The following is a 26,613-nucleotide window of genomic DNA, read 5'->3' as shown; positions in this document are numbered from 1 at the left end:
ATAATATTTGCCATAAGAAATAAAAAACCTTTCTGCTATCATGGTGTCATTCACTCATGAGCCGATTTGATCGTTATTTTCTCCTGATTTTAACTATAGCGATGTTGTACAAGGCTTAGTATTACCATAAAAGGGAACTGTAAATGAAACGTGTTGTAATCACTGGTATGGGCATCAACTCATGTATCGGTAACTCTTTGGAAGAGGTTACTCATTCTCTAAAAAATGGAATCTCTGGGACACGTTTTAACCCAACTTATGCTGAACTTAATTTCAAAAGTCATGTGAGCGCAGCAGCTGTTCAAGATTTTGATGGCATTGATCGTAAATTGAAACGCTTCATGGGCGTGTGTGCGATGTATGCTTACAATGCCGCTATTGCAGCCGTTGAACATGCAGGTCTCAAACAAGAAGACCTAGCTAACAACCCAAGATACGGTATTGCAGGTGGTAGTGGTGGTAACTCAACTGCTTCTGTTGCAGAGATGGTTAAATTACTGGAAGAAAAAGGTGCACGTAAAATTGGACCTTTCTTTGTTCCACGCAACATGAGTAATACGATTACTGCAAACGTTGGTGTTGCATTAAAACTACAAGGTATTGCTCACTCTATTACTAGTGCATGTGCAACTTCTGCTGATGCAATTGGTTATGCTTACAACCTGATTCAATTAGGTAAACAAGATTTAATGCTTGCTGGTGGTGGTGAAGAAGATCACTGGTCTCAAAGCTTACTTTTTGATGCTATGGGTGCATTGTGTTCTAAATATAACGATACACCAGAAACAGCATCTCGTCCTTATTCAGCTGACCGTGACGGTTTCGTGATCGCGGGTGGTGGTGGCTTTGTGGTTCTTGAATCACTTGAGCATGCTCAAGCTCGTGGTGCGAACATTTTGGCAGAAGTAGTCGCTTATGCTGCCAACAGTGACGGTGCAGACATGGTTGCTCCATCTGGTGAAGGTGCTACGCGCTGTATCCTCATGGCACTTGATGAAGCAAAACAACACGGCATTGAACAAATCGACTATGTCAATACTCACGGGACTTCAACACCTGCGGGTGACGTAACCGAATTAAAAGCAATGGAACGTGCTTTTGGTGAAGGTAATGTACCTGCACTAAGCTCAACCAAATCAATGACTGGCCACAGTTTGGGTGCAGCAGGTGTACAGGAAGCAATCTACTCTGTACTAATGATGCAAAATGACTTTATCGCACCGAACATCAACGTTACAGAACTGGATGAAGGCGCGAAAGGTTTCGATATTGTACTTGAAAAACGTGATGCAAAACTGAATACTGTGATGAGTAACAGTTTTGGCTTTGGCGGTGTTAACGCTTGCCTTATTTTCAAGAAGTGGGATACATAATCCCACGTAGGATTATCGATGGATGCACCTTCTGATGCTTTCTTGTGGGTAAAAGCATTACATATTATTGCTGTGGTGTGTTGGTTCGCTGCGTTGTTCTATCTACCACGGCTTTATGTTTATCATGCGATGAGTGAGGATGCTGTAAGTCATCAACGCTTTGAAGTAATGGAACGTAAGTTATATCGTGGCATCATGTGGCCATCAATGATTGCCACGCTTGTGACTGCCCATTTCCTTGTGGATTGGGGTGATGCCACTCGCCATTATCATGAAGCCTTATGGTTTTATCTTAAAGTGGCTTTAGTCGGACTCCTAGTCATTTACCATCTTGTATGTGGCTATTACCGAAAGAAACTCATCGGGAATGCACATTATAAATCTCATAAGTTTTGGCGCTTCTTTAATGAAATGCCAACAGTGATTTTATTTGCAGTTGTCATTCTCGTTGTTGTAAAGCCTCAGTTTTAACTGGGGCTTTTTTTTTTGAATTGAGGTCATATTTTTAATCAAATACAATTATAGAACTCAAATGAACAAACTTCTAAAGCATCGTATTGAATGGTTAAGATCTCGACTGATCTCTGAACTGATTTCCTTTCTCAACATACAAGAATTTGAGTATCGTGGCTTAACTCATGGTGAAATTGCGATTGCTCAATCTGTATTTGGTGAACTTATTCATTATTCAGAAGTAAAAATTTTCAATATCCCCTATCTACCTTGGCAACCTGAAAACATATTTATAGCGCCAAATGGCAACCTGTACGTTCATCAAAAATATTTTAGTAAAGATTAATCAAAATGTTCAATCGGATTGCAAAGTCTCTTCATTCATGAACTTGCACATATTCTGCAGTTTCAGCAAAACACAAATGTGATTGTAAAAGGCGCAATATTGCAACTTGGTTATTATCTAAGTTTTAAACAATACAACCCTTACCGGTATCAATTTATAGTTGGAAAGAAATTCAATGAATATAACATTGAACAGCAAGGTGACATCGCACGTGATATTTTTCTAAAAAAAGTTCCAAATATTATTCTTCAGAAATAAAAAAAGTCCTGTCGTTTATTTACAGGGCTTTTCAGCTTGAAACATCATTAGCAATTCTATGCTGCTGTGTTTTTACTGCTCTCTGAGCTAAGTTCATGACTATCATCCATTTCAGTCGTAAAATCTACACACATCGCATCTTTAACAATTGTACCGATACGTCCCACACTAATTGCCAATCCAAAAGCAATTACTGGATATAAGATTGTTGGAATCACCATAACTTATTACCTCTCATCAAAAGTTTAATTAATCAAACTTACTCTGACTCTTGTACTTGCTCTTGGAACATTAAAGTACCAATACGACCAACTACAACAGCTAAACCAAACGCAATTACTGGAAAAAATACAACTGACATAATCATTACCTCTCTTAACAGACCATTATTTATAAAACTATTTATTTATCATCTTGGTTTAACAAGATAGTTCCCACACGACCTACTGCGATAGCAGAACAAGACGCAACAACTAAAACTAAAAGTACTGACATTTCTATTTCCTCTTTTTATATGCGAAATGCATATTTTTACTGTTACATCTAGTGTACAGATGTTCACATTAATTAGGATAATAGCAGTGCACAATTGTACACTCAAGTGTAGCAAAAGGATTCCCGACGAACGGACAAAAAAGACTCATTTCAATAAAATTATGTTTTTGATAGATTTAAATTTTAAGAAAACTCTAATTTTTTGTATTTTTTTATCCCCTTACCGAAATAATCAAAAAAAGAGTGTTTCTATTCATGTCATTGAACTGTCATTTCGGTATGCGAAAGTGACACGAAAAAAAAGAATAAATGACAATGCTAAGTTTATTCATAGTCATGCACCATCACTACGCAACCATTTAAAAATGTTGCTCTTTAAAACAGAAAAACTTGTTATTTTTACGCAGAAAAATGTGCAATTAGTATATATTAGACACCTTGTCATTTTTCTTTAAGATATAGAATGTTTGGCGCTATGATATACAACGTTCTTTAAAATTATACTTACACAAATCAAGAACTTGTATATCAACACATGTTAAGACTCAGGATTAAGTTTGAATGAAAAATTTTAAAATTGCCCTTGCCCAGTTCTCTCCGCATATTGGCAATATTGACGCAAATACTCAAAAGATGGTTGAGCAAGCAAATTTAGCAAAACAGCAGCAAGCCGATTTAATCATCTTTCCAGAATTATCAACAATCGGATATCCAGCTGAAGATTTATTGATTCGACCTAATTTAAGCAAACGCACTCAGAAAGCATTTGCACAATTAAGTGAAGTCAAAGATATCGTCATGGTATTTGGTTTTGTTCATCAAACCGAAGATGGCTACCGCTATAACTCAGCAGCCGTGATGAAAGATGGACAAGTTTTAGGGATTTATAATAAGCATAACTTGCCAAATTATGGTGTTTTTGATGAAAAACGCTACTTCCAAGAAGGTCATCAGCATCTAATTTTTGAATATTTAGGTCATAAATTTGGTGTACTTATTTGTGAAGATGTTTGGTCACTGAATACTGTTAAGCAATTAAGCCAGCTCAATGTAGAAACAGCATTGGTTCTTAATGCTTCACCTTACGAAGTAGGTAAACCGCAACATCGCATCCAAACTTTAAATGAATTAGCTAAACAGTTAAATCTCAATCTGGTTTATGTTAACCAAGTAGGTGGTCAAGATGATCTAATTTTTGATGGTTCAAGTTTTGTAACCAACAAAAATGGAGACATCGCACTACAAGCTCCAAGTTTCCAAGAATCAATTTATTTTGTTGAATATGATGCAGAGCAAAAAGAATTCAAAAAAACTGAATCAGCTCCTGCACTTGAAACCTTTGCTGAAATTTATCAAGCACTCGTAATGGCAACTCGTGATTACGTTCAACGTTCAGGCTTCCCAGGTGTCATTTTAGGTTTATCTGGTGGTATTGATTCTGCATTAACACTTGCAATCGCAGTGGATGCGATCGGTGCAGATAAAGTTCAAGCAGTGATGATGCCATATACATACACGTCACAAATGAGTGTGGAAGATGCGACCGAGCAAGCTCGTCGTATGGGCGTAACTTTTGGTATTGCTGAGATCCACCCTATTGTAAATAGCTTTATGCAAACGCTTTATCCATTCTTTGGAAACACACCAGCTGATGCAACTGAAGAAAACTTACAAGCACGTACTCGCGGTACGCTATTGATGGGCTTATCTAATAAGTTTGGTAATCTCGTATTATCGACTGGTAACAAATCTGAAATATCAGTTGGTTACTGCACCCTTTATGGCGATATGGTTGGTGGTTTTTCTGTATTGAAAGATGTCTACAAAACTATCGTATTTGAATTAGCAAAATATCGTAATACCTTAAGTGAAACCCCAGTAATTCCAGAGCGCGTAATCAGCCGACCTCCTTCTGCCGAGTTACGCCCTGATCAAACCGACCAAGACTCTTTACCAGCTTACGATGTGCTTGATGCGATACTTTATGCATACATCGAAGAAGATCAAAGCCAAGCAGATATTATTGCAAGAGGATTTGAAGCAGAAGTGGTAGAAAAAGTGATTCGATTGGTTGATCGCAACGAATACAAACGTCGTCAAGGTGCAATCGGACCACGCATCAGCTCACGTGCTTTTAGCCGTGAACGACGCTACCCTATCGTCAACGGATGGACAACGAATGACTGAAAAAATTGTTTCTGAAAAGTCACAATTACTTGCTCAAGCACTTATGCTTGAGCAAGTGGCATTTTATAAAAACCAACTCACTACTCAACTCTCACCCGAGTTTTTCCAACAGTTTATTCAGCTTTTTTTACAACATGCTCCGAATATAAAACTGAAAGAAGTTGTAGAGCTTGATCAAATTCAAGCTGTAGTTAAACGCTATGCTTTTGAAATGCAATTAGGTGCTGGACTATTAGAATTCATTGGAGAAATTGCCCAGCGTCTTCATGTTTTTTCCTTGCAATCCTCAGCACAACTCCAAGATGTATTCTCAGATCATCAATTTGAAATGTGGCTATCTAAAATCTTAGAATTAGATAATATTCGACAATATTTGAATAAATTTCTAAAAGAAAGCCCATCCATTGAGCAACTCTGCTTATATATAGCAACCTCTACACTACAGAATAAATTACCCAAACTATTTGCTACAGCTGATGAAGAAAAAGCTCAAGATAGTAAATATGAATGGCAGCAGAAATTAAAAACTTTTTCCTATCGCCAACAACAACGTATTGAGCAAAAAATAGAAGAAAGTATTGCACGCTTTATTCAAGAACAACTTGTTGATTTGAGTCTATTATCAAATGATGATCTAGAAAGTTTGGCACGCAATATATGGGACGATAATAAATCTAAACCACTCTCTGAATACACTAAGCAAGTCACTCCTCTAGATGTAGAAGAGTTCTTTGTGATGATCTATGAGTATTGGAAAGAATTACGCCAGTCTTCATTTTTGCAAGATCTGATTCTCTATGGCGTTAAAGTTTTCTATGATTTTTATAAAGATGAAAGCCTACAAGATGTTTTCATAGCTATTGGCTTGGAAGAAAGCGATCTACGCAATGAGGCAGTTCGTTTTTATCCAAAAGTTGTTAAAGCCTTAGATGAACATAATGTGTTAGAACCTATTATTCACATGGTTTTAAAACCTTTCTACGACAACCCTCAGACCCTACAAGTTATTGAAAAACATCTCTAATCTAACTCAAGTCAGCGCTGAGTAGAAAAAAACTATTAGATAAAAAGAAACCACGCAGGAGCGTGGTTTTTAAAATGGTGGCTATGACGAGACTTGAACTTGTGACCCCCGCATTATGAGTGCGGTGCTCTAACCAACTGAGCTACATAGCCGTAAACTGTGTGCGCATTATCTAGTGTTCCGCTTAAACGGTCAAGCCTATGACGTTGAAAATATGGAACATATGAACAGTTTTTATTCTTTTAAATCACATTTGATCATTTTTCGGCAATTTCATAAAAATTTAAACACTTAACTAAACTGTAAAATTAGTTTGTTAAAAAGGTATTTAAAAAAATTATAAAAACAATAGACAAAAAGAGACCACGCAGGAGCGTGGTCTATAAAATGGTGGCTATGACGAGACTTGAACTTGTGACCCCCGCATTATGAGTGCGGTGCTCTAACCAACTGAGCTACATAGCCGAAAACTGTGGGCGCATTATCTTAACTTTCGCTACACACGTCAAGCACAATTTTCAAAAAAACTTAGAAGTGGGCCTATAAGCCGGGTTCTGTCGAGGACGATCATTCCTCTAGGCGTACAATCACTCATACGCTCAAGCGACCTACCCGAATCCAGTACGGGCCGTACCTCAGGATTCCTATTTGGTCTTGCTTCTGGTGGGGTTTACCTTGCCGTGAACTGTTACCAGACACGCGGTGCGCTCTTACCGCACCCTTTCACCCTTACCTCACGAATGAGGCGGTCTACTCTCTGCTGCACTTGCCGTCGGCTTTCGCCGCCCAGGCGTTACCTGGCACCCTGCCCTATGAAGCCCGGACTTTCCTCCCCTGCTTCAGTCACGGAGACCTCCACAGCAGCGACCGTCCAGCCCACTTCGAGGCGCATATTATCAAAGTTCAAAGTTAATTGCTTGTATTTTTTTGCGCTGTCAATTTTTTATATTTTTCCATCAGTTGGTCTTGTGACTCAACATGATTGGGATCAAGAGGAATACAATCAACTGGACAAAATAGTTGGCACTGCGGTTTGTCATGATGACCCACGCACTCTGTACAAAGCGCAGGATCAATCTCATAGATTGATTCCCCCATAAAAATTGCTTCATTGGGACATACAGGCTCACAGACATCACAATTGATGCATTCATCTGTTATATATAAAGACACGCTACCAACCTTGTTGATGTTTACGCTCAAATGCCTGAACGACGACAGCAGGCACGAACTTGGTTACATCACCCTTTAAACGAGCGATTTCACGAACTAATGTCGATGAAATAAATGAGTATTGCTCTGAAGGCGTTAGAAATACAGACTCAAAATGAGGATCAAGCTGGCGATTCATATTGGCTAATTGGAATTCATATTCAAAGTCAGAAATCGCTCTTAGACCACGAAGTACAGCTGTAGCACGTTGTTCACGGAAAAAGTTAACCAACAAGCCATCAAATCCTACAAACTCAACATTGGTTAAATGACTTAATGATGCTTTGGCTAACTCAACACGCTCTTCTAAACTAAACACAGGATTTTTATGATGACCAATCGCAATTGCAACAACAACTTCATCAAACATTTTTGATGCTCTTGCAACTAAATCAACATGTCCATTGGTAATCGGATCAAAGGTCCCTGGATAAATCACACGTGTTTTAGACATGCGTTGTACTCTAAGTGAATGAGATAAGGCGTGTATTTTAACAAAAGTTCGCAATAAACGCGAAATTCCTAAACAATGGAAAAAGGTTACGTTTTACGGCACAATAGATGCAATTGTGGAAGTTTGAATTATGGCGCAAGCAACAGTTGTAAAAAATAATAATGGTTAATGTTTTTTATAATTCCTTACAGTTCTTTTAATGATCATAAGTATTTGAAATAAAATAAATAATATTCTTATTAGTTCTTTTTAGTATCTTTTAATTCCTTATAAAAACGGGTAATAATACGGGTAACATTTCATTCAAAATACTCTCAATGGCTACTACAAAACTTTCTGATGTCAAAATTAAGAGTCTAAAACCAAAAGATAAATTATATAGACTACTAGACTCTGATCGACTATATATAGAGATTAGACCGACTGGTGCTAAGGTATGGCGATTTAAATTTGTTTTTCAGGGTAAAGAATCATCAATGAGCTTGGGGGAATACCCTGCTATTAGTTTAGCCGAGGCTCGTTCTTTAAAAGACCAAATGAGAGCAAAGCTAGCAAAAGGCATACATCCTGTTGAAGATCGAAAAAATATTAGAGCTCAGGCATTAGCTGAAACAACTAATACCTTTGATTCAATTGCTGCTGAATTTAAACTGAAACGAATGTGTTCAAAGTCTGAAACATATCAAGGGAAGTTTGATATTGCTTTAGAAAAAGATATTTCACCTGTTATTGGGAAGAAGAATATAAACGAGGTAACATCAGCAGATGTGCTTAAAATACTTGATAACACTGTAGAACGTGTTGTAAAAGAATCAAATGGAAGATTTACTGGTGCTTCTGCGGCACTTGAGAACAGAAGATTTGTTGGGGGGGTTATTCGATATGCTATAGCGACGCTTCGTGCTGAGAATGATCCTACTTATGCAGTACGTGATGTAATTAAACGTCCTCGTGTCAATCATGCAAGAGCATTAACGAAAGAAGAACGATATAAAGCTAGAACAAGCCTACCTAAATACAATGGCACACAAACTGTAAAGAATGCAGGCTTTATCCTCTTATACACAATGCTACGTGCTGTAGAAATCAGGAAGATGCAATGGTCATGGGTAGACTTTGAATCAAGATTAATTACATTTCCAATAGAAGTGATGAAGAAAGCTAGAATCCATGTATTGCCAATTTCAGATCAGGCATATAAGGTTTTGCGGCAGCAGTATGAAATATCAGGTGATAGCATTTTGGTGTTCCCTGCTATTTTTAGCAAAAAGAGTAGCGGGATGCTTTCACCATCAACTTTAAATAGCATGTTGGAGTATATCGGTCTTAAAGATGTAACTACTCATGATTTTAGAGCCACAGCATCAACCTTACTATATGAAAAAGATTATGAAGAAGCGTGGATAGAGAAACAATTAGCACATGCTGAATCTAATAAAACTAAAGCCTCTTATAATCATTCTAAGTATCTAAAACAAAGACGGAAAATGATGCAAGATTGGGCTGACATTGTTGACAGTTGGAAGACTGAAGAGAATATAAATGAAAAAAATAAATGCGTATGAAGTTAGGATATTGGCTGACTGGAGATTTTAAATAATTTGTATTAGCTCAAACCTAAGCTGACAGTTACCGATATTTGCTTTCGGATATGTCTGTGACTACATTTATAAAATACATGTATAAACAAAATGGCTTAGGCTAGATAGATCCAAAATAAAACAGAGTGATCACGACACATGGTTTCCACTCTACATTCCGTGATTGGTCAGCCGATAAAACGGATTATTCACGGGAAGTTTGTGAGCATGTACTTGCCCATAAACTTCCCGATGAAGTTGAAGCTTCTTACTTACGTGGAGGGTACCTTGAAAAACGTAAAGGTTTAATGGCTGATTGGACTGAATTCTGTTGTACACACTTTAACTAGACATCATAAAACGAATGCTTCAGCCTTAGATGGCTGAAGCATTCGTTTTAAAGGGAATTACACAGATTTTTTTACAGGCTCTGTACTCTTGATATTAGTTATACTTTTGACATTACTTGTTTTCTGGTTTAACACTTACGATTGTGTAAATTTCACCATCTGCTTTTAATTCAAAGTCAACTTTGTCTCCTACGGTTAAACCATTTAATAAGGATGGGTCAGCAACTTTAAAGCCCATCTTCATTGCTGGCCAATTAATCGCAGGAATTGCTTCATGGTCGAGTGTTAAAATATTTTCTTTCGTATCAATAGCAGTAATCACGCCAACGGCTTGAGCCGTTGTAGCGGTAGAAGACTCCTTATTCATCTGCTCCATAGGTGCGTCTGCTTTCTTCTGCTCTGATGCTTCATTTTTACTACATGCGCTTAATGCAGCAATAGTGGTAACAAGAGCAATAATTTTCATGAATTTCAACATAATAAAACCTCTTTAGACGAAATAATAAAACGATCAATGTGTTGATAGTTTTCTTTTGATTAAAAGCTGATATACAGCCGGGATAACAAACATTGACAGTAGAGGAGCTGAAATCATGCCCCCAACCATAGGTAAAGCAATACGGCTCATCAATTCAGAACCTGTCCCAGTCCCTAAAAGTATAGGAATTAAGCCTGCCAAAATGACGGCAACCGTCATGGCTTTAGGACGAACGCGTAGTACAGCTCCTGTTCGGATTGCATCATTGAGTTGTTGCTCCGTTAAGGATGTCGTTGAAGAAGATAGGTTTTGCTGTGCATGTTCAACTGCTTGCTTCAAATAGAACAACATGACTACACCAAACTCAGCAGCAACACCTGCAAGTGCGATAAAACCAACTGCAATCGCAACTGAAAAGTGAAAACCGCTCAAATACATGGCCCATATACCACCAATCAAAGCAAAAGGTAGCGTTGCCATAATCAGAACTGCATCTTGTACTTGTCTAAAAATCAAATAGAGCAGTAGAAAAATAATCATCAATGTAATTGGAATGATGACTTTTAAACGCGCATTAGCACGTTCCATAAACTCAAATTGCCCTGAATAGCTAATGCTCATGGCAGAGGAGCGTTTTACTTTTTGATCAATAGACTGCTTCAAATCTTGCACAACCGAAGCTAAGTCACGTCCTTGTACGTCTACATAAACCCAACCACTAGGGCGGGAATTTTCGCTCTTCAGCATTGGAGGGCCATCTGTAATTTGAATATTGGCAACACTACTTAATACAATTTGTTGTCCAGATTCAGTTACAATCGGTAAATTTCTCAAAGCTTCCAATGAGTCTCGAATCTCTCGTGGATAACGTACATTAATAGGATATCTTGCTAATCCCTCAACAGTTTCACCAATATTTTCCCCGCCAATCGCAGATGATACAATTTGCTGCACATCGTTGATATTGAGGCCATATCGTGCAGCCTGCATACGGTTAATATCGACATCAACATATCGACCACCTGTGAGTCGTTCAGCCAAAGCCGAGCTAACTCCGGGCACCTGTTTAGCCACTTGTTCAATTTGCTGTGCTACCCGATCAATATCTTGCAGATCATTTGCTGAAATCTTAATCCCGATTGGACTTTTCACCCCAGTTGCCAACATATCAATCCGGTTACGAATAGGTGGCACCCAAATATTCGTTAAACCCGGTACTTGAACTGCTTTATCCAGTTCTTTTACTAATTTGTCAGGTGTCATACCTGAGCGCCATTCAGACCGTGGTTTGAACTGAATCGTGGTTTCAAACATTTCTAAAGGCGCAGGGTCTGTTGCTGACTCAGCTCTCCCTGCTTTACCAAATACTGTCGCAACTTCTGGAACCGTTTTAATCATTCGATCTGTTTGCTGTAGCAGTTCAGAAGCTTTGGCTGCGGACAATCCCGGTAAAGCCGACGGCATATATAGTAAATCGCCTTCATCCATGTTAGGTAAAAATTCTCCACCTAAACGGGTCAGAGGGTAAAGGCTCACTAGAAAAATAAGCAATGCAACCAGTAATGTCGTCTTTGGATAAGCTAAAACTTTATCCAACATAGGACGGTATATTTTGATGAGAAAACGATTTAGTGGATTACGTTGTTCAGACGGTAATTTCCCGCGGATCCAATAACCCATCAAAACAGGAATCAGGGTAATGGATAAACCTGCTGCCGCTGCCATGGCATAGGTTTTGGTAAACGCCAATGGCGAGAACAAGCGTCCTTCTTGTGCCTGTAAAGTAAAAATAGGAATAAAAGATAAGGTAATGATAAGTAAGCAGAAAAATAAAGCAGGACCAACCTCACTGGCTGACCGAGCAATAATATCCCAACGTTCTTGTGGTGCTAAGATTTGATCAGGATGCTCATGCTGCCAAGCTTCTATATGTTTGTGTGCATTTTCAACCATCACAACCGCAGCATCGACCATGGCCCCAATCGCAATGGCAATACCACCCAGAGACATAATATTGGCATTTAACCCCTGATAATACATGACCAGGAAAGCCGATAAAATCCCAAGTGGTAGAGAAACAATAGCCACCATTGCTGAACGTAAATGCCATAGAAACAGTCCGCAGACTAAAGCCACCACAATGAACTCTTCAATCAATTTATGGCTGAGATTCTCTATAGCCCGATCGATCAATTGACTACGATCATATACGGGAACCACCTGCACACCTTTAGGTAAACTTTGTTGCAATTCAGCCAGTTTTGCTTTCACAGCAGTAATCGTTTCACGTGCATTCTTACCGGCCCGTAAAATCACAACACCGCCAACAGTTTCACCTTGTCCATTCAGCTCAGTGATACCACGACGCATTTCCGGTCCGAGTTGAATAGTTGCAACATCACCTAAAGAAACAGGAACACCCAAACTATTTGTTCGTAGTGGAATCTGGCGAAAATCATCTAATGTCTTTAAATAACCAGAAGCTCGTACCATATATTCAGTTTCAGCCATTTCAAGGACTGAACCACCAGTTTCCTGATTAGCCTTTTGAATCGCTTCAATGACATTGTTTTGAGTAATTCCTAAGGCGGCCATTTTACTTGGATCTAAAACAACCTGATATTGCTTCACCATTCCCCCAATCGTGGCAACTTCAGCCACATTGGGTAATGTCTTTAGTTCATACTTTAAAAACCAGTCTTGTATGCTTCTCAGTTGTGAAAGGTCATGTTGTCCTGTTGGATCAACTAACGCATATTCATAAACCCAGCCAACGCCTGTGGCATCTGGCCCTAATGAAGATTTCGCATTTGCAGGAATTCTTCCCTGAATCTGATTTAGATATTCCAATACACGCGAACGGGCCCAATAAAGATCGGTATGTTCATCAAAAATGACATATACAAATGAATCACCAAAAAAAGAATAACCACGAACAGTTTTAACACCAGGTACTGATAACATCGTTGTTGTTAAAGGGTACGTCACCTGATTTTCAACAATTTGTGGTGCCTGACCTGGGTAATTAGTTCTGACAATCACTTGCACATCAGATAAATCTGGTAAAGCATCAACCGGAGTATTTTTTACAGCCCAAACACCCCAAGCTGCCAGAATTAAAGCTGCCAATAAGACAAATACACGATTCAAAATTGAAAAACGAATAATACGAGCGATCATAATGGTTCTCCCGTTTAGTTCTTCATAGATGTCATGGACATCTTGGAAATGTCAGAAATAACGTAAGCATCTCCAGTATGTGTAAACCCAAAACGGACCTGATCGCCTTGCTGAATTTGGGTAAATGGTTGAACTGGTTGTTTAAAGCTCATAGTCATAGCACCCCAGCCCAACTCAGGAATAGCTTGGTGTGAAATGGTAATATCTTGATTTGTGACTTTTTCAACTTTACCAAGACCTTGATATGTTGACCTCTTAATCGTTTGAGATGATGCAATTGGTTGCCCAGTGTTGAGCTTATCCAATACGCCTTGCAAATTTGCTTCAGAATCAATCAGAAATTGTCCTGAAATCACTACTTTCTGACCAGCTTTCAACCCTTGCAGGACTGCAATTTTATTGCCATCACTTTGACCTAACTGTACAACAACAGGTTCAAAACGTCCTTGCTCATGCCCTACAATGACAACATTCCGAGTACCTGTCCGTATAACAGCTTGCTCTGGTATAACCAAACTGCTTTGGGGATTATTTATTATATTGACAGAAGCAAACATCCCTGGCTTAAGTTGACCACTAGGATTTGGTAATTCAATCCGAACTTTAATAGTTCTTGATGTTGTATCTAAGGTAGGCAAAATGTCGATAACTTTGCCAGTTACTTTTTGAGAAAAAGCAGCAAAATTGGCTTCTACACTCATACCTCGTTTGATTCCAGCAATTTGTTTTTCAGGAACGGCTGCCTCTAGCCAAATCGGGTTGATACCTTTAATTGTGGCCAAGGTTTGTCCCATAGCCAAAGCCATACCATTGCGGACTTCTAGTGAATCAATAAATCCACTAATGGGAGCTTGCAAAGTTATATTAGATTGCACTCGACGAGTTCGCTCAACTTGATGAATCACATTTTGTGGTATTCCTAAAAGCTGCAAACGTTGACGGCTTGCTTGAATAAGGGAACGATCTCCAGTACGGAGCACAGCTAAAAATTCAGTTTGCTCTCCAGTCCATTCGGGTATTGAAATATCAGCTATAGGGCTTCCTTCGGTCACCATATCTCCAACAGCATGCCCATACACTCGCTGAACAAAGCCACTTGCTCTAGTTTGTAAAATAGCTGTTTGCCGTTCATTTGCTTGTAATATGCCATTAGTAAACATGGCATTTCCAATTACAGCCTGTTCAACAGTGCCGTAACGGATGGCTAAATTTTGTTGAAGAGATGGATCTATTTTGACTGTAGGACGACTTTCATCCGTCATCGCAGTATTTTCGTCTGCATATTTAGGTACCAGTTGCATGTCCATAAAAGGAGACTTGCCTGGCTTATCAAAATGATGTTCTGGTTTCATTGGATCGTACCAATAAAGCACTTTAGCATCCTGCTTCTGGCTTACCAATGCCGATTGAGAACCCTCTTCCTGATGAGCAAACCAATATCCGGCACCGCCACCTACGACAAGACTAATTGTGGCAACTCCCATGACAGTCATTGCCAATTTATTTCTTAACATTATGGCTGCTCCTCAGCATGGTTTAAGGTCGGCTCTTCAAAGGCAAAATAAAGTTGTGCTGTTGTAATTGCTTGTTGTTGTTGAAGATCAATGAGACGCAAACGTTGTTCTAAAAGAGATTGTCGGGCAGTAATAACATCAGACAAATTGCTTTTACCAGCTTGGTAGCTTGCCAACTGTAAACCCACTTTTTGTTTAGCGAGTGGAATACTTATTTGCATTGCACGTCTAATTTGCTGATCAAGCGCATCAAGATCAGATAACCCATCATCCAGCATGGTGAGATGTTCACGGTATTGAACTTCTTGATCGGCAATGATCCGGTTTTGTTCGGCTAAAGCTGCCTGAACGAGCGGCCCACTACGTCTTTTTGAAAATACTGGAAGCTCTGTTGTGAGTTGAACCCCGATCATATCGCCAAATTCGCGTGCTCGATGCTGATAAGCAAGCTCAATCCCCCAATCTGGTTTCTGTAAAGCCTGAGCTTGCTTCAGTTTTGCTTCAGCAGTTTTCTTTTCTGCCTGAAATGCTTTTAATTCAGGATGTTGATGCAAATGATGATATAACTTTGATGAATCAAGATGGATGGATGGAGCTTGGTCAGGTAAGGTTTCAATTTGAGTAAGGTTTTCGGTAGGCTCTGCACTGATCAAGCGATGCAACTCTAGCTTGGCTTTATTTAAATCACGAAGCAAATCATCCTTCTGGTCAAGCAATACCGTGGCTTCTTGTTTTGGATCAAGTGCATCAGCAACCATTGTCCGACCAGAGGTGACCTGTGTTTGGGTCATCTGAGAAAGTAATCGATTCTCTGAAAACAGTTCATCGTATAGCGCCAATTTACGCTCAAGATAAAAACGTTTAAACCAAGCAGATGCAACTTTTTGACGTAACTCAATACGTAGAATCTCAGTTTGAGCAGTGACTGAACCCAATTCAGCTTTTGCTAACTCGACCTCGGCTTGTCTTTTGGCGCGGTTTGGAAAATCTTGCATAACGCCAATTTTCTGCATGGTCATGCCATCTTGTGTGACTGACCATGACGCATCACCGGATACAGGGTAATTCTCTAAACCTACAAATAGTTTAGGGTTGGGTAAAATCCCTGAAGCTGAAACCATATCCTTAGCCCCTTCAATCCGGGCACTATTTACTCTTAAGGTAGGCGCATATTGCTCAGCAAGCTTCAAAGCTGTATCCAGAGTCATTGGCTGAGCATAGACTTGGCCATAGACCAGAGAAAAACAGATCACACCTATCGGCCATCTCACCCTGCGAGATAGCTTTTCTTTATAAAATTTCATATTTTTAGCTCTAAAATGATATACACGCGCACGCGCAGAACATCCATAAAAATGCTATGAATGACGATGAATCATTAAATTAGATAGAGCGTGGGGGTTTCCAAAGAACAGAAGGAAAAGGAGCAGGAAGGTTTTGATCCAGAGAATAAAAAGCCGATCGCTCTATAGGAGGGAACACCTTTGCGTACAGAAATTCTTGCGTAGAAGGGGTATACGCAATCTTGGCAAAAGACATAATGCACTCCTGCTCAGACATACAGGATGGATCATGTAAAGATTTTTTGGCCTTTGCTTCAACTTTCATACAGTCGGTATGCATCATATCCTGGTTTTGAGATGCTTCCATTTGCATGGATTTCATCTGTTCAGATGGCATTAAACACCGCTTATGTACAGACGAAGCAGCAGCAGCCGATCCTACTAAAAGGATAGCAAACGATAAAAACAGCGATAGGCATGTTTTTAACCACTGCATAGAGATAAGACCAAAATTTAAGCTTTTTTAGTTTTACAGATTCGAAAGGAAATGACAACAATTTCATGAATAGTAGCCGAAGCTACCATTCATGATTCCAAGTCATACTATTTTAAAAAACTAATTCGATGCCTGCACCATATTTCCATCCCTTTTCAGACTCTGTTGCCTCTTGCATAGAAGTGGCTTTCTGTCCTTTTTCATATTGGTAAGCAACATCAATGAAAGGTCTAATTCGCTTGGTAATCTCATATCGGGTTTGGATACCAGTTTTTAGTTCTGATAAACCTGATTTTGCAGCATAGTTAGAATCATCACTAAATACTACATCTGCTTCGATATAAGGTTGAGTAATAAGTTTCTGAGTTAAAAGCAAATCACGTTCTAATTCAAAACTTGCTCCCCAAAAATTATTCTCACCGCCATAAAGATATGCTTGTGTTTCAAAGAAATAAGGAGCAAGACCTAATAATCCAATAACGCCATCAATGCGATTACTATTACGGTTATTTTTGTCCTCACTATACCTTACCCCAGCTTGAACATCCCAAAATGGGGCTACATTACGACTATAGAGTGCAGATATATCATAATTAATATCACTGCTTTCTGGCTTTTCCGAATTGACTTCAATAAATAGACGATTTTCATCTGTCCCAATTAAAGTATCAAACCTTGTTCCTAGGTTGCCCTTACCGTCTTCATCAACTAACCATGCATTTTCAAGTCTTGTTAATTGATAAATTTGTCCGCCATGTTCTTTAAGATGATCATCATTAGATGGGGCTGATCTCTTACTTGCGGTCAGAATAATATTATCTCCCCCATTTGTAATATTACTTTCTTGTTGCGAAGTACTGTTATCAGCAAAAGTTAAGTTTGATATACTTACTAATGCAATTGATAAGACTGTTTTTGAGAAGAAATTCTTAGTGATTTGCATGTGGATTTACTCCCTTCTCATTTACTTGGGACTGAGGAACAGTCTTTGTAGAATTACCATCTTCCACTTGAGCTACAATGAGTTTATTCATCATTCCTGCACTCATATGGTAAAGCAGGTGACAATGAATAGCCCATTCACCTAATTCATCGGCCGTGAATAGCGTGGTTATCGTTTTCCCAGGTGGAACAATTACCGTATGTTTGTTTGGCATATTGCTAGGATCTTGACCATTCTCAAGCTGCATAAACATCCCATGGAAGTGCATTGGGTGAGCCATCATACTGTCATTGACAAATTTCAAGCGAATACGTTCGCCATATTTCACTTTAAACGGCTCTGCTTCATTGAACTTCTTACCGTTAATAGTCCAAATATAACGCTCCATGTTTCCACCAAGACGGACCTCTATTTCACGTTCAGCTGCACGAGTGTCTTTTTGAGGATCTAACGATTTCAAATCACTATATTGCAATGCTTTATTACCTTCAGGTGTTGAAGCATTTGCCCATCCAAATACGGTATTATCATTCTTGTCTGAAGCCGCCTTAACAGTAGCGCTATTCATCGGCATATCATGATTCATACCTTTCATAGAAGACATATCGTGATCCATACCTTTCATAGAAGACATATCGTGATTCATGCCTTTCATAGAAGACATATCATGATTCATATCTTTCATTGAAGACATATCGTGATTCATGCCTTTCATAGAAGACATATCATGATTCATATCTTTCATAGAAGACATATCATGATCCATACCTTTCATAGAAGACATATCGTGATTCATGCCTTTCATAGAAGACATATCATGGTTCATACCAGATGAAGAGCCATGATCCATCCCCATATCCTCCATAGTCAATAAAGCACGAGGACGAGGCTTAGGCATCTCAATTTGTTTGACTGCTGGTCTGCTTTCTTCATGTAAGGTTCCAACCGAAAATCCAGTACGATCAATAGATTCAGCTTCAATTTGGTAATGGGCTTGTTTCGGTTCAACAATGACATCATAAGTTTCAGCAGTACCAATACGGAACTCATCTACAGGAACGGGCTTTACAGGTTGACCATCGGCACTTACCACTGTCATTTTTAGGTTTGGAATGCGTACATCAAAGAATGACATAGCGGAAGCATTAATAAAACGAAGGCGAACTTTTTCACCAGCTTTGAAGTTGCCCGTCCAATTTTGCTGAGGTGTCTTGCCATTCATTAAAAATGTATAACCTGTGACATCGGACATATCTGTTTTCAGCATTCGCATCTGATTCCACATAGAACGGTCCTGCCAAGTCGCTTTTAGCCCATCACGTTTAACTTGTTTTAATACATCGAATACTGTTTCGCGGCGGTTCTGATAGTAGTCTGCTTCTTTTTTAATATTTTTCATAATTTGATCACTTGTTGAATTATGAAAATCAGAAAGCAAAACAACGTAATCTTTATCGGTTTTTTCAGCAGCTGTTAGTGGAGTTTTATCTTTAGGATAAATAACAAAAGCACCATATAAACCGTCTTGTTCTTGTCCTTTACTATGTGAATGATACCAATAAGTACCATTTTGGCGGACTTTAAACTTATATTCATAAGTTGTATTAGGGGCAATGCCATGAAATTTGTTAAATCCAGGTACACCATCCATAATTCCAGGTAATAATAAGCCATGCCAATGGATTGAAGAGTCCTGATTTTTTAACTTATTGTGAACACGGATAACGGCCTCATCACCTTCTTCAAATTCAAGAAGTGGTGCAACGAATTTACCATTTACAGTAATTCTCTCAACTGGTTTTCCTGTGATATTTACAGTTTGTTCAGCGATTGTTAAATCATATTCTTTAACTGCCGCCATTACCCAAGTTGATGAAAATAAACCAACTCCAATTAAGAGTATATGACTTAACTTTTTTGACATTCTATCTCACCTTTAGATTTTTTGACATTCTATCTCACCTTTAGAAAGGTCAAGATTGAAGTAATAAAGCAAATATTTAGTATAAACTTTAATACTTCTTTCTCGCTATTTATAAAATTATTTATTGCTACCAGGCATATTCATCTTTGAATGATCCATTTTAGAATGGTCCATATTCATCATCTTAGAGTGATCCATCTGAGACATATCAGCCATATTGCCATGCTCATGCTGACTATGATCCTGTTGGGTTTTCTCATCATTCTTCATATTACAAGGTTTTTGGCATTTCTCTGACATTTTTGAGTCCGCTTTAGTTTCAGTGACTACAGTGGTTCCCTGTTTAGCATCGGCTGCCCAAGACTGAGTTCCTGCAATTAAAGTTCCAATACACATAAGTGTAGTTAAGCTACGACGGAATAGAGTTTTCATGTTTTGCTCCAAAAATTAACTTTATACAAATACCTTAAAGGCTACCACCAAACATCTATATGACATGAAAATGACATTTTTGTAATCTACAAAGAATCACGTATTTATAACGTTATTATATTCTTAATGAGTGATATTGGATTTTTATCAATGAGAATCTTACTAGTTGAAGATGAACAAAAAACTGGTGACTACCTTAAACAAGGTCTATCTGAAGCTGGGTATATTACGGATTGGGTCACAGATGGATTATCAGGTAAACATCAAGCACTTTCCGAAGAATATGACCTCATCATTTTGGACGTTATGTTACCAAAATTAGATGGCTGGAATATCATTTATGATATTCGCAAAAGCGGAAAGACAATGCCTATTCTATTTCTTTCAGCGCGTGATCAAATTGAAGATCGAGTTAAGGGATTAGATTTGGGAGCTGATGACTACCTCGTAAAACCTTTTGCTTTTGCTGAGTTATTAGCACGCATTAAAAGCTTACTCCGACGGGGACAACAAAAAGAAGATAGTAACCTTATTACAATTGCTGATCTTGAACTTGATCTTCGTAAACGCCGCGTCACTCGCGCTGGGCAACGTATTGACTTAACAGCTAAAGAATTCGCGCTGATGGAATTATTTATGCGTAGACGTGGTGAAATTTTACCTCGCGCACTCATAGCTTCTCAAATTTGGGATATGAATTTTGATAGTGATACCAACGTCGTAGAAGTCGCTATTAAACGTTTGAGAAGTAAAATTGACAGTAACTTTAGCCCTAAGCTAATCCAGAACATACGGGGAATGGGTTATGTTCTAGAGGTTGAAGATGACTCGTAAATTGTTTAATGCAATCAGCTTTCGTATAGCTATTATTTTTTCTCTATCTACCGTAATCATTCTAATGATTATGGGACTAGTTATTCATCAACTCGTAATGCATCATTTCGAAGCTCAAGACCGAACTCAATTAGAAGGTAAAATTCAACTTATAGAGAATCTATTAGAACAGAATCCTTCTAATTCTCAAGAATTGAATTTATATTTAAAAGACGCCTTAGTTGGTCATCATGATCTAATTGTTCAAATTGAACGACCAACAGGTCAAATTATTTTTAGTTCAGCCCCTGCACTTATTAAAGCGCAGACATTAATTAAATCTAAACATACTCCTTGGTTAGAGTGGAAAATACAAAATAAAACTTATCGTGGATTAGCTTATAAAAAGTCTTTTAATAGAAATAGTAGCATTCCAACAGCTCAAATTATTGTTGGAATCGATACATCCGAGCATTTGCATTTCTTAAATGATTTTAGGCGCCAGTTATTATACATTGGCATTGTCGGTACTATCTGCTTAATGTTTTTAGGCTGGTTTGCTGCATGGCGAGGATTACGCCCAGTTCAAAAAATGGCAAAAGTGGCAGAAGGTATATCTGCTCAACATCTTTCTGAACGCTTAGAAGTCGAAAACACGCCAACAGAGCTTAGATCCTTAGCCATAGCTTTTAACGATATGTTAGATAGACTGGAATCTGCTGTAGAGAAATTATCAGACTTCTCATCTGATCTTGCTCATGAAATTCGCACACCTATTAATAATTTGATGACTCAAACCCAAGTATGTTTATCCCGTAGTAGAGATATCAATACTTATCAGGAAGTTCTCTTTTCTAACTTAGAAGAGTTTGAACGTTTAGCTCGGATGGTTTCAGATATGTTATTCCTTGCCAAAGCCGAACACGGTTTGCATTTACCAAACTTACAAAGAATTGATTTGGTCAAAGAAATTTCAGCTTTATTTGACTTTTATGATGCTATTGCTTCTGAAAAGAAAATGACTTTAGAACAAACTGGTCTAGGTTATGTAAATGGCGATCCTTCAATGTTACGTCGAGCACTCAGTAATCTATTATCAAATGCGATCAAATATGGAAAAACAGATTCAGTGATCAAAATCAATTGCCAACAAAGCTTTGATAAAACTGTTTTTACAATTGAGAATGAAAGCTCACCTTTATCATCAGACCAGCTAAATCGATTATTTGACCGTTTTTATAGAACAGATGCTTCCAGACAGCGAGTTGAGGAAGGTACTGGCTTAGGGCTAGCAATTACCAAATCCATTCTTGATGTACATGGCGCAACAATTAGAGCAGACTATCATAATGGCCGCATAACTTTTAAAATTATTTTTAAAAATTAATCACTTATATAAAAATAAACAACTACTGACTACTCATCTTTAATAGTTAAAAATAATGAGTAGTCAGAAAAACTTAGTTTTGGCTACGTAGTCGTAAAGCATTACCAATTACCGATGCTGAGCTTAGGCTCATTGCTAATGCTGCGATCATAGGCGAGAGTAACCAGCCAGTAAATGGATACAGTACACCAGCAGCCAAAGGGATACCTAATCCATTATAGAGGAAAGCAAACATCAAGTTTTGTTTCATATTTTTAACAGTTGCCTCTGATAAAGAACGAGCAATTTCAATACCACGTAAGTCACCTTTTACCAAAGTAACTTGGGCACTATTCATTGCTACATCTGTTCCTGTACCCATTGCAATTCCGATATCAGCCTGAGCTAAAGCTGGGGCATCATTGATCCCATCACCAGCCATCGCAACCACTCTTCCTTCTTTTTGCAATTTCTTAACCAATTCTAATTTATCTGCGGGTTTAACCTCACCATAAACCTCATCAATACCTAATCTAGCGCCAACAGACTTAGCTGTTGTTAATCCATCACCAGTAGCCATTACGATTCTTAGACCGGAATCTTTTAATGAAAGAACAGCCTCAGGTGTACTTGCTTTGATTGGATCTGAAACAGCTATTAACCCTATCAGTTTTCCATCCACAGCTAAATGCATGACACTTGCACCTTCGGCTCTTAACTTTTCAGCTTCGGGAACAAATGCTTTAACTGATATTCCCAGCTGTTCCATTAATGCTGTATTACCAAGAGATAATTGTTGTCCATTTAACTCTCCTTTAACACCAATCCCAGAGCCAGATTCAAAAGATGTTGGTCTAGACAGTACAAGATCTCTTTCACGGGCAGCACGTACGATTGCATCAGCTAAAGGGTGTTCACTCCCCTGATCCAGACTAGCTGCTAACCGAAGTACCTCATTTTCTTCATAGCCCGAAAGAGCGATAACCTTATCGAATGAGGGTTGGCCTTCAGTTAAAGTACCTGTCTTATCAATAATTAAAGTATCAATCTTACGTAAATTTTCTATTGCAGCTGCATCACGAAAAAGTACACCATTCGATGCACCACGACCTGTTGCCACCATAATTGACATAGGTGTCGCTAAGCCTAAAGCACATGGGCAAGCAATAATTAACACTGCGACAGCATTAATTAACCCGTAAACCCAACTAGGCTCTGGGCCAAATACCCCCCAACCAAAAAATGTAAGCACAGAAATAGCAATAACTACCATAACAAACCAACCTGCAACATGATCTGCCATTCTTTGCATCGGCGCTTTAGAACGTTGAGCTTGCGATACCATTTGTACGATCTGAGACAGTACCGTTGAAGATCCAACCTTGAACCGTACCGGGTTTGTCGGAGACCACTTTTCTTGAGAGAATGTCCCGATGAAAAAAGTAAAATACACCCCTGAAATCAGAGATAGAGCGGTTCAATTATTGATTGAATCTGAAAAAGATTATCCTTCTACTTGGGCTGCAATCACCGCTATTGCTCCCAAGATAGGTTGTACTCCTGAAACTCTACGTGTTTGGTATCAAAAATATTTAGATAAACAAAACCCAATTAAAGTACAGCAACTTTCAGATCAAGAACGTATTAAACAACTCGAACGTGAAAATAAAGAACTGCAACGTGCTAACGAAATTCTACGTAAAGCAGCCGCTTTTTTCGCCCAGGCGGAGCTCGACCGCCCACACAAATAATGGTGGATTTTATCCAGAACAATAAAGATCGATATGGTGTTGAAGCGATTTGTAGAATTTTACCGATTGCAGCTTCGACCTATTATCGGGCTTTAGATCTCGTTGATAACCCAGAACATCGAGCGAAACGTGCTCTGCATGATTTACATCATGCAGAGCAAATCAAACGTATTTGGAAAGAAAGTTTAGGTCGATATGGTGTGCGTAAGGTCTGGCAACAATTGAAACGTGAAGGTTATGTTATCGCACGTTGTACAGTTGCTCGATTGATGCAGAAGCTAGGTATACAAGGTGTTTGGCGTGGTAAGAATAAACAAACCACCCGTAGCCGAGATGATCAAAAACGAGCAGATGACTTAGTAAAACGCAATTTTAATGCAGATCATCCTGACCAGCTGTGGGTCGCTGACTTCACGTATATTCAAACTCATTCAGGCTGGGTCTATACCGCCTTTATTATTGATGTGTTCTCGCGAGCAATTGTTGGATGGAAAGTATCAACACGTATGAATACAGATATGGTGCTCGATGCACTGGAGCAAGCATTGCATGATCGAGGCATGCCAAAGAACGTGATTCATCATAGTGACAGAGGCGTGCAATATCTTTCCATTCGTTATACCAATCGTTTAGAAGCAGCAAATTTACGAGCATCAGTCGGTACGACCGGTGATTCATACGATAATGCTTTGGCTGAAACGGTGAATGGCTTATACAAAACAGAGGTGATTGAATATTTAAAAGCGGATTGGCAAGGTTTAGCGGATGTACAACTTGCGACACTAAACTGGGTAGATTGGTTCAATAAAGAGCGTGTACACAGTGCACTGGGTTATGTATCACCTTTTGAGTTTGAAGCAATGTACTATGATAAGATTAACCCGTTAGGTCAGGTGGCCTAACTTAAATAAAAAAGTCTCCGACAAACCCGGTACGGTTCACCTTTTCTGAACGCATTACTAATGAACCATTCATATTTATTGTTGCACCTATTACTTGATCGCCTTCACGTTTTGTAACGGGAACAGGTTCTCCTGTTAACATTGATTCATCAATAGAACTTGACCCTTCAGTAACAACTCCATCAACAGGGACCTTTTCACCTGGTCGTACTCGGAGCAAATCTCCAACATGTACATGGGAAAGAGGAATATCTTCTTCTTTACCATCGTCATTTATTTTTCTTGCAGTCTTAGGTGCTAGCCCAAGTAAAGATTTAATTGCTGCCGAGGTCTGTGATCGAGCTTTCAACTCAAGAACTTGGCCTAATAAGGTCAGCGAAATAATGGCTGCTGTGGCCTCAAAATACACAGCAACACGCCCCATAGATACAAATGAGTCTGGAAATACTTGAGGTACTATTGTTCCAACAAGGCTGTATATAAAAGCAGCTCCTGTACCAATTCCAATCAAGGTCCACATATTTGGACTCCGATTAAGGATTGACTGCCAACATCTCACAAAAAATGGCATTCCTGCCCACAAAACAATTGGTAAAGTCAGTACCAGTTCAATCCAGCTTTGCACCTGCATTTCGAACCAGTTCAATTGATGACCAAACATTGCTAAGAAAACTACAATAATGGTTAGCGGTAAGGTCCACCAAAATCTATGCTTAAAATTCTTGAGTTCTGGGTTTTTATCAGCGTCATCTAAGTCAGGAAGTAAAGGCTCTAACGACATACCACAGATCGGACAATTTCCCGCATGGTTCTGTCTAATTTCAGGATGCATTGGACAAGTGTATATCGTGAAGGTATTAACATGAGCAGGCTGATTAACTTCATTTGAATCCTCACCATCCCTCTTTTGTGGTTCTTTTAACGTAACTACATTCTCAACTTTAGTAATATAAAAATGAGGATCACTTTTAAACTTTATGTGGCATTTCTCACTACAAAAGTAAAAAGTTCTATTTTTAACTTCTTCATAAAACTTGGATGCTTCTGTAACTGTCATACCACAGACAGGGTCAGTAAGTCTGTTATTGAGTACTTTGTTTTCATGATGATGGTCCATAAAAGCCTCCTTCATATTTAATTTTTTAAATTAATAATTTCATTAAGATGGAAATAGACTCCCTCTTATTAGTTTGTTTAGTGATCATTGTTTTCTTTAAAGCCAGTGTACCACTTGTGGTTTTTTAATTTTTAAAATGACAAAAATGTAATTTTTAAGTCATCGGGATGTTTCTCTCATCCTTTAATAATAAGCATGAGAAAGGTGATGACCAAGCAACCAATTGATGCATTTCATTCGGTCATTACTGAGCCCAAGATTAGTTTAAAGAGGATGAAGAAATGAAAATTTTCAAAAATAAAATGTCAGCTCTACGTAACACTCTCGTAGGTGCAACACTGATTGTTACTGCTTCAAGTGCATTTGCACACGTGAAACTTGAAAGTGCAATTCCTGCGATCAATGCTTCTGTAGCAAGTCAACCAAAAAAAATAACACTCAATTTTGGTGAAGAAGTCATGCTAATGAACGTTAAGTTACTTGATGCCCAACGTAAGGATATCCCTTTGAACTACCAAATAACTCATGATATGAAAAAATCATTTGACGTAGCGGTTCCAAAACTAAAAAAAGGAAAATATACGGTGGTTTGGACCACAATGGGTACCGATGGCCATAACATGAATGGTGAATATAATTTCACTATTAAATCGGTAAAATAACAATAAATGCAAATAGCCAA

Annotated in this window: 21 protein-coding genes, 2 tRNA genes, 1 other RNA gene, 3 pseudogenes and 1 other annotated feature; of the genes and pseudogenes, 11 read left to right on the top strand and 16 right to left on the bottom strand. The window is 38.6% G+C overall.

What is annotated here, in order from left to right:
• Positions 1 to 143: 143 nt before the first annotated feature.
• The 3 genes and pseudogenes from Q9Q86_RS01555 to Q9Q86_RS01545 all read left to right on the top strand — a co-directional run bounded on the left by Q9Q86_RS01555 (position 144) and on the right by Q9Q86_RS01545 (position 2,430).
• The gene (locus tag Q9Q86_RS01555) at positions 144 to 1,373 is read left to right on the top strand and encodes a beta-ketoacyl synthase N-terminal-like domain-containing protein (protein ID WP_087540700.1); all 1,230 of its coding nucleotides are present in this window, start codon (positions 144 to 146) and stop codon (positions 1,371 to 1,373) included.
• An 18-nt stretch (positions 1,374 to 1,391) separates the two neighbouring features.
• Positions 1,392 to 1,844, top strand: coding sequence for a CopD family protein (locus Q9Q86_RS01550; RefSeq protein ID WP_004952667.1), 453 nt, complete (start codon positions 1,392 to 1,394; stop codon positions 1,842 to 1,844).
• Positions 1,845 to 1,905: 61 nt separating this feature from the next.
• Positions 1,906 to 2,430, top strand: a pseudogene (locus Q9Q86_RS01545) (hypothetical protein).
• Between the two features lie 56 nt (positions 2,431 to 2,486).
• Here Q9Q86_RS01545 and Q9Q86_RS01540 read toward each other — a convergent pair.
• Entirely contained in the window at positions 2,487 to 2,651 is a 165-nt protein-coding gene (locus Q9Q86_RS01540) for a hypothetical protein (protein ID WP_171293778.1), read from the bottom strand.
• 835 nt (positions 2,652 to 3,486) lie between these two features.
• Here Q9Q86_RS01540 and Q9Q86_RS01535 point away from each other — a divergent pair.
• Positions 3,487 to 5,112 carry an NAD+ synthase gene (locus tag Q9Q86_RS01535; RefSeq protein WP_112987590.1) on the top strand — a complete coding sequence of 542 codons (1,626 nt, stop codon included), beginning with the start codon at positions 3,487 to 3,489 and terminating at the stop codon, positions 5,110 to 5,112.
• Entirely contained in the window at positions 5,105 to 6,136 is a 1,032-nt protein-coding gene (locus Q9Q86_RS01530; protein ID WP_112987589.1) for a hypothetical protein, read from the top strand. The genes Q9Q86_RS01535 and Q9Q86_RS01530 overlap by 8 nt, the downstream gene beginning before the upstream one ends.
• Positions 6,137 to 6,211: 75 nt before the next feature.
• Here Q9Q86_RS01530 and Q9Q86_RS01525 read toward each other — a convergent pair.
• The 5 genes from Q9Q86_RS01525 to coaD all read right to left on the bottom strand — a co-directional run bounded on the left by Q9Q86_RS01525 (position 6,212) and on the right by coaD (position 7,802).
• Positions 6,212 to 6,288: transfer RNA gene (locus tag Q9Q86_RS01525), tRNA-Met, on the bottom strand.
• Between the two features lie 236 nt (positions 6,289 to 6,524).
• A tRNA-Met gene (locus tag Q9Q86_RS01520) sits at positions 6,525 to 6,601 on the bottom strand.
• A gap of 62 nt (positions 6,602 to 6,663) precedes the next feature.
• Positions 6,664 to 7,019: RNase P RNA component class A (gene rnpB, locus Q9Q86_RS01515), an RNA gene on the bottom strand.
• A 26-nt stretch (positions 7,020 to 7,045) separates the two neighbouring features.
• Positions 7,046 to 7,309, bottom strand: a complete 264-nt coding sequence (locus tag Q9Q86_RS01510; protein ID WP_112987588.1) for a YfhL family 4Fe-4S dicluster ferredoxin — start codon at positions 7,307 to 7,309, stop codon at positions 7,046 to 7,048.
• A 1-nt stretch (position 7,310) separates the two neighbouring features.
• Entirely contained in the window at positions 7,311 to 7,802 is a 492-nt protein-coding gene (gene coaD, locus Q9Q86_RS01505) for a pantetheine-phosphate adenylyltransferase (RefSeq protein WP_004913971.1), read from the bottom strand.
• 317 nt (positions 7,803 to 8,119) lie between these two features.
• Between coaD and Q9Q86_RS01500 the strand changes: the two genes are divergently transcribed.
• Both Q9Q86_RS01500 and Q9Q86_RS01495 read left to right on the top strand, forming a co-directional pair.
• Positions 8,120 to 9,367, top strand: a complete 1,248-nt coding sequence (locus Q9Q86_RS01500; RefSeq protein ID WP_112987587.1) for an integrase arm-type DNA-binding domain-containing protein — start codon at positions 8,120 to 8,122, stop codon at positions 9,365 to 9,367.
• A 74-nt stretch (positions 9,368 to 9,441) separates the two neighbouring features.
• Positions 9,442 to 9,732, top strand: a pseudogene (locus Q9Q86_RS01495) (integrase); the annotation flags it as partial.
• 112 nt (positions 9,733 to 9,844) lie between these two features.
• Here the strand turns inward: Q9Q86_RS01495 and Q9Q86_RS01490 are convergent.
• From Q9Q86_RS01490 to Q9Q86_RS01455, 8 genes are all read right to left on the bottom strand, one after another.
• Entirely contained in the window at positions 9,845 to 10,210 is a 366-nt protein-coding gene (locus Q9Q86_RS01490; protein WP_112987586.1) for a copper-binding protein, read from the bottom strand.
• A 33-nt stretch (positions 10,211 to 10,243) separates the two neighbouring features.
• On the bottom strand, positions 10,244 to 13,390 hold the full coding sequence (locus Q9Q86_RS01485; RefSeq protein WP_112987585.1) for an efflux RND transporter permease subunit: 3,147 nt from the start codon (positions 13,388 to 13,390) through the stop codon (positions 10,244 to 10,246).
• A 14-nt stretch (positions 13,391 to 13,404) separates the two neighbouring features.
• Positions 13,405 to 14,904, bottom strand: a complete 1,500-nt coding sequence (locus Q9Q86_RS01480; RefSeq protein ID WP_004880415.1) for an efflux RND transporter periplasmic adaptor subunit — start codon at positions 14,902 to 14,904, stop codon at positions 13,405 to 13,407.
• Positions 14,904 to 16,208 (bottom strand): TolC family protein, encoded by a 1,305-nt coding sequence (locus tag Q9Q86_RS01475; RefSeq protein WP_039908975.1) that lies wholly within the window; start codon positions 16,206 to 16,208, stop codon positions 14,904 to 14,906. The genes Q9Q86_RS01480 and Q9Q86_RS01475 overlap by 1 nt, the downstream gene beginning before the upstream one ends.
• Before the next feature lie 79 nt (positions 16,209 to 16,287).
• Positions 16,288 to 16,683: a hypothetical protein gene (locus tag Q9Q86_RS01470; protein WP_039908973.1), complete on the bottom strand. Its 396-nt coding sequence runs from the start codon at positions 16,681 to 16,683 to the stop codon at positions 16,288 to 16,290.
• A 112-nt stretch (positions 16,684 to 16,795) separates the two neighbouring features.
• Positions 16,796 to 17,626, bottom strand: a complete 831-nt coding sequence (locus Q9Q86_RS01465) for a copper resistance protein B (protein WP_005403764.1) — start codon at positions 17,624 to 17,626, stop codon at positions 16,796 to 16,798.
• The gene (locus tag Q9Q86_RS01460) at positions 17,613 to 19,550 is read right to left on the bottom strand and encodes a multicopper oxidase domain-containing protein (RefSeq protein WP_151708171.1); all 1,938 of its coding nucleotides are present in this window, start codon (positions 19,548 to 19,550) and stop codon (positions 17,613 to 17,615) included. Before Q9Q86_RS01460 ends, Q9Q86_RS01465 begins: the two co-directional genes overlap by 14 nt.
• Positions 19,551 to 19,667: 117 nt before the next feature.
• Positions 19,668 to 19,982 carry a hypothetical protein gene (locus Q9Q86_RS01455; RefSeq protein WP_305156068.1) on the bottom strand — a complete coding sequence of 105 codons (315 nt, stop codon included), beginning with the start codon at positions 19,980 to 19,982 and terminating at the stop codon, positions 19,668 to 19,670.
• A gap of 150 nt (positions 19,983 to 20,132) precedes the next feature.
• Between Q9Q86_RS01455 and Q9Q86_RS01450 the strand changes: the two genes are divergently transcribed.
• Both Q9Q86_RS01450 and Q9Q86_RS01445 read left to right on the top strand, forming a co-directional pair.
• Positions 20,133 to 20,816: a heavy metal response regulator transcription factor gene (locus Q9Q86_RS01450; RefSeq protein ID WP_002058525.1), complete on the top strand. Its 684-nt coding sequence runs from the start codon at positions 20,133 to 20,135 to the stop codon at positions 20,814 to 20,816.
• Entirely contained in the window at positions 20,806 to 22,182 is a 1,377-nt protein-coding gene (locus Q9Q86_RS01445; RefSeq protein ID WP_005159416.1) for a heavy metal sensor histidine kinase, read from the top strand. Before Q9Q86_RS01450 ends, Q9Q86_RS01445 begins: the two co-directional genes overlap by 11 nt.
• A gap of 73 nt (positions 22,183 to 22,255) precedes the next feature.
• Here the strand turns inward: Q9Q86_RS01445 and Q9Q86_RS01440 are convergent.
• A pseudogene (locus Q9Q86_RS01440) lies at positions 22,256 to 23,545 on the bottom strand (heavy metal translocating P-type ATPase); the annotation flags it as partial.
• A gap of 49 nt (positions 23,546 to 23,594) precedes the next feature.
• Here Q9Q86_RS01440 and Q9Q86_RS01435 point away from each other — a divergent pair.
• Positions 23,595 to 24,814 (top strand): IS3 family transposase gene (locus Q9Q86_RS01435; RefSeq protein ID WP_100833221.1). Its coding sequence is split into 2 segments (ribosomal slippage): positions 23,595 to 23,871 and positions 23,871 to 24,814, totalling 1,221 coding nucleotides; the frame shifts between segments, so codons are not numbered across the junction.
• Positions 23,870 to 23,986, top strand: a sequence feature (AL1L pseudoknot). (Overlaps the previous gene by 117 nt.)
• A 1-nt stretch (position 24,815) precedes the next feature.
• Here Q9Q86_RS01435 and Q9Q86_RS01430 read toward each other — a convergent pair.
• Positions 24,816 to 25,931: an HAD-IC family P-type ATPase gene (locus Q9Q86_RS01430; RefSeq protein WP_374050026.1), complete on the bottom strand. Its 1,116-nt coding sequence runs from the start codon at positions 25,929 to 25,931 to the stop codon at positions 24,816 to 24,818.
• 281 nt (positions 25,932 to 26,212) lie between these two features.
• Here Q9Q86_RS01430 and Q9Q86_RS01425 point away from each other — a divergent pair, with 281 nt between their 5' ends.
• Positions 26,213 to 26,593, top strand: coding sequence for a copper resistance protein CopC (locus Q9Q86_RS01425; RefSeq protein WP_112986851.1), 381 nt, complete (start codon positions 26,213 to 26,215; stop codon positions 26,591 to 26,593).
• Positions 26,594 to 26,613 lie beyond the last annotated feature (20 nt).

The sequence above is a fragment of the Acinetobacter sp. A22 genome, assembly GCF_030913345.1.
Classification (GTDB): Bacteria; Pseudomonadota; Gammaproteobacteria; order Pseudomonadales; family Moraxellaceae; genus Acinetobacter; species Acinetobacter junii.
Note: the sequence above shows the minus strand (reverse complement) of the source record. Positions and strands in the feature narration are given on the sequence as shown.

Excerpts from the sequence above, each read along its gene's own strand:
- Q9Q86_RS01430 (WP_374050026.1), bottom strand. The coding sequence starts at position 25,931 with ATGGACCATCATCATGAAAACAAAGTACTCAATAACAGACTTACTGAC.
- Q9Q86_RS01535 (WP_112987590.1), top strand. The coding sequence starts at position 3,487 with ATGAAAAATTTTAAAATTGCCCTTGCCCAGTTCTCTCCGCATATTGGC.
- Q9Q86_RS01450 (WP_002058525.1), top strand. The coding sequence starts at position 20,133 with ATGAGAATCTTACTAGTTGAAGATGAACAAAAAACTGGTGACTACCTT.
- Q9Q86_RS01425 (WP_112986851.1), top strand. The coding sequence starts at position 26,213 with ATGAAAATTTTCAAAAATAAAATGTCAGCTCTACGTAACACTCTCGTA.
- Q9Q86_RS01460 (WP_151708171.1), bottom strand. The coding sequence starts at position 19,550 with ATGTCAAAAAAGTTAAGTCATATACTCTTAATTGGAGTTGGTTTATTT.
- Q9Q86_RS01475 (WP_039908975.1), bottom strand. The coding sequence starts at position 16,208 with ATGAAATTTTATAAAGAAAAGCTATCTCGCAGGGTGAGATGGCCGATA.
- Q9Q86_RS01555 (WP_087540700.1), top strand. The coding sequence starts at position 144 with ATGAAACGTGTTGTAATCACTGGTATGGGCATCAACTCATGTATCGGT.
- Q9Q86_RS01465 (WP_005403764.1), bottom strand. The coding sequence starts at position 17,626 with ATGCAAATCACTAAGAATTTCTTCTCAAAAACAGTCTTATCAATTGCA.
- Q9Q86_RS01530 (WP_112987589.1), top strand. The coding sequence starts at position 5,105 with ATGACTGAAAAAATTGTTTCTGAAAAGTCACAATTACTTGCTCAAGCA.
- coaD (WP_004913971.1), bottom strand. The coding sequence starts at position 7,802 with ATGTCTAAAACACGTGTGATTTATCCAGGGACCTTTGATCCGATTACC.
- Q9Q86_RS01550 (WP_004952667.1), top strand. The coding sequence starts at position 1,392 with ATGGATGCACCTTCTGATGCTTTCTTGTGGGTAAAAGCATTACATATT.
- Q9Q86_RS01485 (WP_112987585.1), bottom strand. The coding sequence starts at position 13,390 with ATGATCGCTCGTATTATTCGTTTTTCAATTTTGAATCGTGTATTTGTC.
- Q9Q86_RS01470 (WP_039908973.1), bottom strand. The coding sequence starts at position 16,683 with ATGCAGTGGTTAAAAACATGCCTATCGCTGTTTTTATCGTTTGCTATC.
- Q9Q86_RS01500 (WP_112987587.1), top strand. The coding sequence starts at position 8,120 with ATGGCTACTACAAAACTTTCTGATGTCAAAATTAAGAGTCTAAAACCA.
- Q9Q86_RS01480 (WP_004880415.1), bottom strand. The coding sequence starts at position 14,904 with ATGTTAAGAAATAAATTGGCAATGACTGTCATGGGAGTTGCCACAATT.
- Q9Q86_RS01455 (WP_305156068.1), bottom strand. The coding sequence starts at position 19,982 with ATGAAAACTCTATTCCGTCGTAGCTTAACTACACTTATGTGTATTGGA.
- Q9Q86_RS01490 (WP_112987586.1), bottom strand. The coding sequence starts at position 10,210 with ATGTTGAAATTCATGAAAATTATTGCTCTTGTTACCACTATTGCTGCA.
- Q9Q86_RS01540 (WP_171293778.1), bottom strand. The coding sequence starts at position 2,651 with ATGGTGATTCCAACAATCTTATATCCAGTAATTGCTTTTGGATTGGCA.
- Q9Q86_RS01445 (WP_005159416.1), top strand. The coding sequence starts at position 20,806 with ATGACTCGTAAATTGTTTAATGCAATCAGCTTTCGTATAGCTATTATT.